Source organism: Pseudomonas sp. A-1 (assembly GCF_004801855.1).
Classification (GTDB): Bacteria; Pseudomonadota; Gammaproteobacteria; order Pseudomonadales; family Pseudomonadaceae; genus Geopseudomonas.
This window is the reverse complement of sequence record NZ_SSTC01000159.1, coordinates 1-4930: the sequence shown is the minus strand read 5'-3', so window position 1 is coordinate 4930 and position 4930 is coordinate 1. Positions and strand designations below refer to the sequence as shown.

Genomic DNA, 4930 nt, shown 5'->3' with positions numbered 1-4930 from the left:
GTCGGCTTCGATCCGTACAGCCGGCTGTGGCGCAGCATCTTCCACCCGCTGGGCGGCTGGCTGCTGATGGGCCTGGGTTATGCGATTCTCTGGCAGGCGCAGGGTTGAGCACCGCCTCGCGCCCCGGCATTCAACATCTCACCAGCTCCACCTGCCACCAGCCCGGCAGCAGCTCCCGGACCCTGGGCTGCGCGAAGCGGTCATCGAGCAGATGCACCACGCCCCGGTCGGCGGTGGTGCGGATGACCCGCCCGGCGGCCTGGACGACCTTCTGCATCCCCGGATACAGATAGGCGTAGTCGTACCCCATGGCCTGACCGAACATCTCCTGCATGCGCGCCTTGATCTCCTCGTTGATCGCGTTGACCTGCGGCAGGCCGAGGGTGGCGATGAAGGCGCCGATCAGGCGCCGGCCGGGCAGGTCGATGCCCTCGCCGAAGGCGCCGCCCAGCACGGCGAAGCCGATGCCGCGCGAGTGCTCGGTGAAGCCGTCGAGGAACGCCTGGCGCTCACCCTCGTCCATGCTGCGGGTCTGCGCGCTGGTTGGAATCTCCGGATGCAGCGTCGTGAACAGCTCGCGCACCTGCTGCAGGTAGGCATAGCTGCTGAAGAACGCCAGGTAGTTGCCCGGCCTGTCCCGATACTGTTCGGCGATGATCCGGCAGATCGGCGCCAGGCTCGTCGCGCGATGCTGGTAGCGGGTCGACAGGTTGCGCATGACCCTCACCTCCAGCTGCTCGGCAGCGAAGGGCGATTCCACCTCCAGCCAGCGGGCCTGCTCCGGCAGGCCGAGCAGATCGCGGTAGTAGTCGGCCGGACGCAGTGTGGCGGAGAACAGCGTGGTGCTGTGGGCGCTGGCGAAGCGCCCAGCGAGGAAAGGCGCCGGGACCACGTTGCGCAGGCAGAGCGTCGAGCGGGCGCGCGCTCCCGCGCCGGCATGGCGGCTGACGTCGAACAGCGAGTGCGGCCCCCAGGCCTCGGCGAGGCGGCAGAACTGCAGGGCGTCGAGGTAGAACTGCAGCAGGGCGCGGTCGTTGCCGTCGGGCTGGTCGGTCAGGTGGTCGGTGATGGCGCTGACCGCCTTGTGCAGCGCGGCGACGAACAGGTCCGGCACGCTCGGCAGGATCTGGTAGTCGCTGTCCTGGTCGCGGTTGAGCTGGTTCCAGTGGCGGCCGACGCGCTCCAGCGGGCTCTTCAGCTTGGCCGGCGCCGACTTGCGCATGTCCATGAACACGTGCTGGTCCAGCTCGGCCGTGTACATGCCGCGGGCCCGCTCCACCAGGTTGTGCGCCTCGTCGACCAGCACGGTCACCCGCCAGTCGTTGAGCACGGTCAGGCCGTGGAGCAGGGCGCTGAGATCGAAGTAGTAGTTGTAGTCGCCGACCACCACGTCGGCCCAGCGGCACAGCTCCTGGCTCAGGTAGTAGGGGCAGACCTGATGGGCGAGGGCGATCTCGCGCACCTCGCCCTGGGTCAGCCAGCGCCGTTCGAGCGCTGCCAGCCGCGCGCCGGGCAGGCGGTCGTAGAAGCCCCTGGCCAGCGGGCAGGACTCGCCGTGGCAGCTGCGCTCCGGGTGCTCGCAGGCCTTGTCGCGCGCCACGTGTTCGAGCACGCGCAGCGGCAGGTCGTCTTCCTGCTGGCGCAGGCTGGCCAGCGCATCCAGGGCCAGGCGCCGGCCGGGGGTCTTGGCGGTGAGGAAGAACAGGCGGTCGAGCTTTTGTCCGGGGAAGGCCTTGAGCTGCGGGAAAAGGGTGGCGAGGGTCTTGCCGATGCCGGTGGTGGCCTGCGCCATCAGCGTCTGGCCGTCGCGGGCGGCGCGGTAGACGGCTTCGGCCAGCTGGCGCTGGCCGCGGCGGAACTCCGGCCAGGGGAAGCGCAGCCGTTCCAGGCTGGCGTCGCGCGCCGTGCGGTGCGCCTCTTCCTGCTCTGCCCAGGCGATGAAGCGCCGGCACTGCAGGGCGAAGAAGGCTTCCAGCTCGGCCGCCGCGAAGCGCTCGCGCAGCACCGTTTCCTTCTGGGTCAGCACGTTGAAATACACCAGCGCCAGCTCGATCTCCGCGAGGCCGCGGTTCTGGCAGAGCAGCCAGCCATACACCTTGGCCTGCGCCCAGTGCAGCTGGCGGTGGTTGTCGGGGATGCGCGCGACGTCGCCGCGGTGGGTCTTGATCTCCTCCAGCAGGTTCTGCTCCGGGTCGTAGCCGTCGGCGCGGCCGCTGACCATGAGGCTCTGCCAGGCGCCGGCCAGCGGCAGCTCGGCCAGATAGTGCGGGCCGCGCCGCGCTACTACCGTCTGGTGCCCGGCGATGCCTTCCTGGGCGCTGGGCGAGGGGGTGAAGCGCAGGTCGAGATCGCCGGTCTTGGCGGTGAACTCGCACAGCGCGCGCACGGCGATGGCGTAGCTCATGCCTCGGCCCAGCTCACGTAGCAGACCTCGACCGGGATGCCGTGCTCGGCGGCGAAGGCCAGCCAGCGCTTCTGATTGTCCTGCAGGCGGTCGCCCGGGCCCTTCACCTCGATCAGCCGGTAGTGGCGCTCGGCGGGGTGGAACTGGATCAGGTCGGGCATGCCGGCGCGGTTGGCCCTGAGGTCGCGCAGCAGGCGTTCGCAGCAGGCGCGCAGGTGCGCGGCGGGGATGCAGGCCAGCGCCAGTTCGAGCAGCGCCTCGTCGAGCAGGTTCCAGAACACGAAGGGCGACTGGGTACCGAACTTGGTGCGATGCAGCTGGCGCATGTGCGCCCGGTAGCTGCCGTCGTCCAGACGCGCCAGGCAGGCGTCGAACAGCGCCCGGCGCCGCTCGTGGAAGTCGCTGCCGTACAGGTCGACCGGCCCGCTGTGGAACGGATGGAAGAAGGCTCCCGGCAGCGGCGCGAAGATCGCCTCCCAGCACAGCAGGCCGAACAGGCTGCACAGCAGGGTGTTCTCCACGTAGTGCACCGGCGCCTGTTCGCGGTGCAGGTGCTCGCGCACCGCGTGCTCGACGCTGCCGTGCGCCGGGCGCGGCAGCACCAGCTCGCTGCGGCATTCGGCGACGGCGGCGCGGCGTGCGGGGGCGGGCAGGCCGAGCCTGCGCGAAAGGCGCGGCAGCGCCCGCTCAAGGCGCTGGGCTTCCTCGTCGCTGCCGGGGCTGGCGCTCAACTGCACGGCCAGCGCATGGGCCTCGCTGTGGCGTTCGAGCTTCTCCAGCACGCGGATCTGCCGCCAGCGCGCCTCGCCGTGGGCGCTGCGCCGGTAGAGGGCCAGCGCCGCCTCGGCCTCGCCGTCCTTCTCCAGCTGCTGGGCCAGCCTGAACAGCAGCCGGGCATGGCGCGACTGCAGGTAGGGATTGGCGCTGGCGAAGTCGAGCAGTCCTTCCAGCAGATCCGCGACGGGCTCGCCGGCCTCGAAGCGCTCGCGCCGCGCACGCAGGAACAGGTAGTCGTCGACGTCCTCCCGGCAGCGGAAGCCGCGCGATTCCGGGGCGATCGCCACCGGTTCGTAGCGGTAGATGCCGAGGTCGGCGAGGACGAACTCCGACCAGTCCTGGCTCAGGTTGCCGAAGAACAGCAGGCGCAGGCGGTCGCACAGCTCGCCGACCTGCAGGCTGTACAGGCGCTCGTCGAGGTTCGGGCACCAGGCGGCGAACGGCTGCGCCGGCAGCTCTAGCGCCAGCAGCTGCGCCTCCAGCTCGGCCTTCTTCTGGCTGGCGCGGCGGTCGGCCAGCGGCAGGTGGGTGAGCAACTCGTCCTTGCGCAGCAGGGCGGCGACTGCGGCGGCCTCCAGCGGTGCCCGCTCGCTCAGCCAGCCCAGTTCGAGGAGCGGCCGGGCAGCCGCCGCGATATCGCCGATCTCGTCGTATCGCAGCTTGCTGGCGCGGAAGTGGCTGCCCTTGCGCATGACCATGCGCACCAGCAGCGCCTGTGCCGGTACGGCCAGTTCGGCGAAGCGGGCGATGAAGCGGGACTCTTCGTCGGACAGCAGATCGGCATGGCGCTCGTCTACCCAGGCGAGCGCAGTGCGGAAGTTGCCGAGGTAATAGAGTTCGGGAGGTAGTGGCACTGACATGCTCGGATGATCTGTATAGGTATCCAGCATTGTCAATGCTGCGCGTCGGATTTCCCTGCGCCGGGTATCGATAGATGGCTTCAATCGAACGGCTTGATTCAATCAAATGGGATCGGGGCCCGGTGAGGCGTAGGATTCACTCCAGGCAGCCAGCCAAGCCCCGATAGCGTCGACAGACACGCCGAACACTGACCACGGGCAATTTCCACGGCAGGCATCTCCCCTAATCTGAAACAGATCAACCCCGATTTGCAGAGGAACATCGCCATATGTTGGACGCCAACCTGAAAGCCCAGTTGCAAGCCTACCTCGAGAAAGTTACCGAGCCGTACGAGATCGTCGCTTCCCTGGACGACAGCGAGAAGTCCGACGAGATGGTTTCGCTGCTCAACGACATCAACGGCCTGAGCGACAAGATCACCCTGAACACCGCCGGCACCGACGCCCGCAAGCCCTCGTTCGGCTTCCGCCGCGACGGCGTGGAGATCGGCCCGCGCTTCGCCGGCCTGCCCATGGGCCATGAGTTCACCTCGCTGGTGCTGGCCCTGCTGCAGGTGGGCGGCTACCCGCCGAAGGTCTCCGACGAGGTGATCGCGCAGATCAAGGGCATCGAGGGCGAGTTCCGCTTCGAGACCTACTTCTCGCTGTCCTGCCACAACTGCCCGGACGTGGTGCAGGCGCTCAACCTGATGGCGGTGCTCAACCCCAACATCAAGCACGTGGCCATCGACGGCGCGCTGTTCCAGGACGAGGTGGAGGCGCGCCAGATCATGGCGGTGCCGAGCATCTACCTGAACGGCGAGCCGTTCGGCAACGGCCGCATGGGCGTCGAGGAGATCCTCGCCAAGCTGGATACCAACAGCGGCGCCCGCGAGGCCGACAAGCTCAA

4 protein-coding genes are annotated in these 4930 nt (G+C 68.8%); 2 read left to right on the top strand and 2 right to left on the bottom strand.

Annotation, left to right across the window (positions count from 1 at the left end):
- On the top strand, positions 1–108 hold a 108-nt coding region (locus E5198_RS20440), incomplete at its 5' end, for a cyd operon YbgE family protein (protein WP_305956082.1).
- 22 nt (positions 109–130) lie between these two features.
- Here E5198_RS20440 and E5198_RS20435 read toward each other — a convergent pair.
- Complete coding sequence (locus tag E5198_RS20435; protein ID WP_136491750.1) at positions 131–2404, bottom strand: ATP-dependent DNA helicase; 2274 nt, start codon at positions 2402–2404, stop codon at positions 131–133.
- Entirely contained in the window at positions 2401–4041 is a 1641-nt protein-coding gene (locus E5198_RS20430; protein ID WP_136491749.1) for a VRR-NUC domain-containing protein, read from the bottom strand. The genes E5198_RS20435 and E5198_RS20430 overlap by 4 nt, the downstream gene beginning before the upstream one ends.
- 269 nt (positions 4042–4310) lie before the next feature.
- On the opposite strand from E5198_RS20430, the gene E5198_RS20425 reads away from it, so the two are divergent.
- On the top strand, positions 4311–4930 hold a 620-nt coding region (locus tag E5198_RS20425; protein ID WP_178084106.1), incomplete at its 3' end, for a thioredoxin family protein.

Excerpts from the sequence above, each read along its gene's own strand:
- E5198_RS20430 (WP_136491749.1), bottom strand. The coding sequence starts at position 4,041 with ATGTCAGTGCCACTACCTCCCGAACTCTATTACCTCGGCAACTTCCGC.
- E5198_RS20435 (WP_136491750.1), bottom strand. The coding sequence starts at position 2,404 with ATGAGCTACGCCATCGCCGTGCGCGCGCTGTGCGAGTTCACCGCCAAG.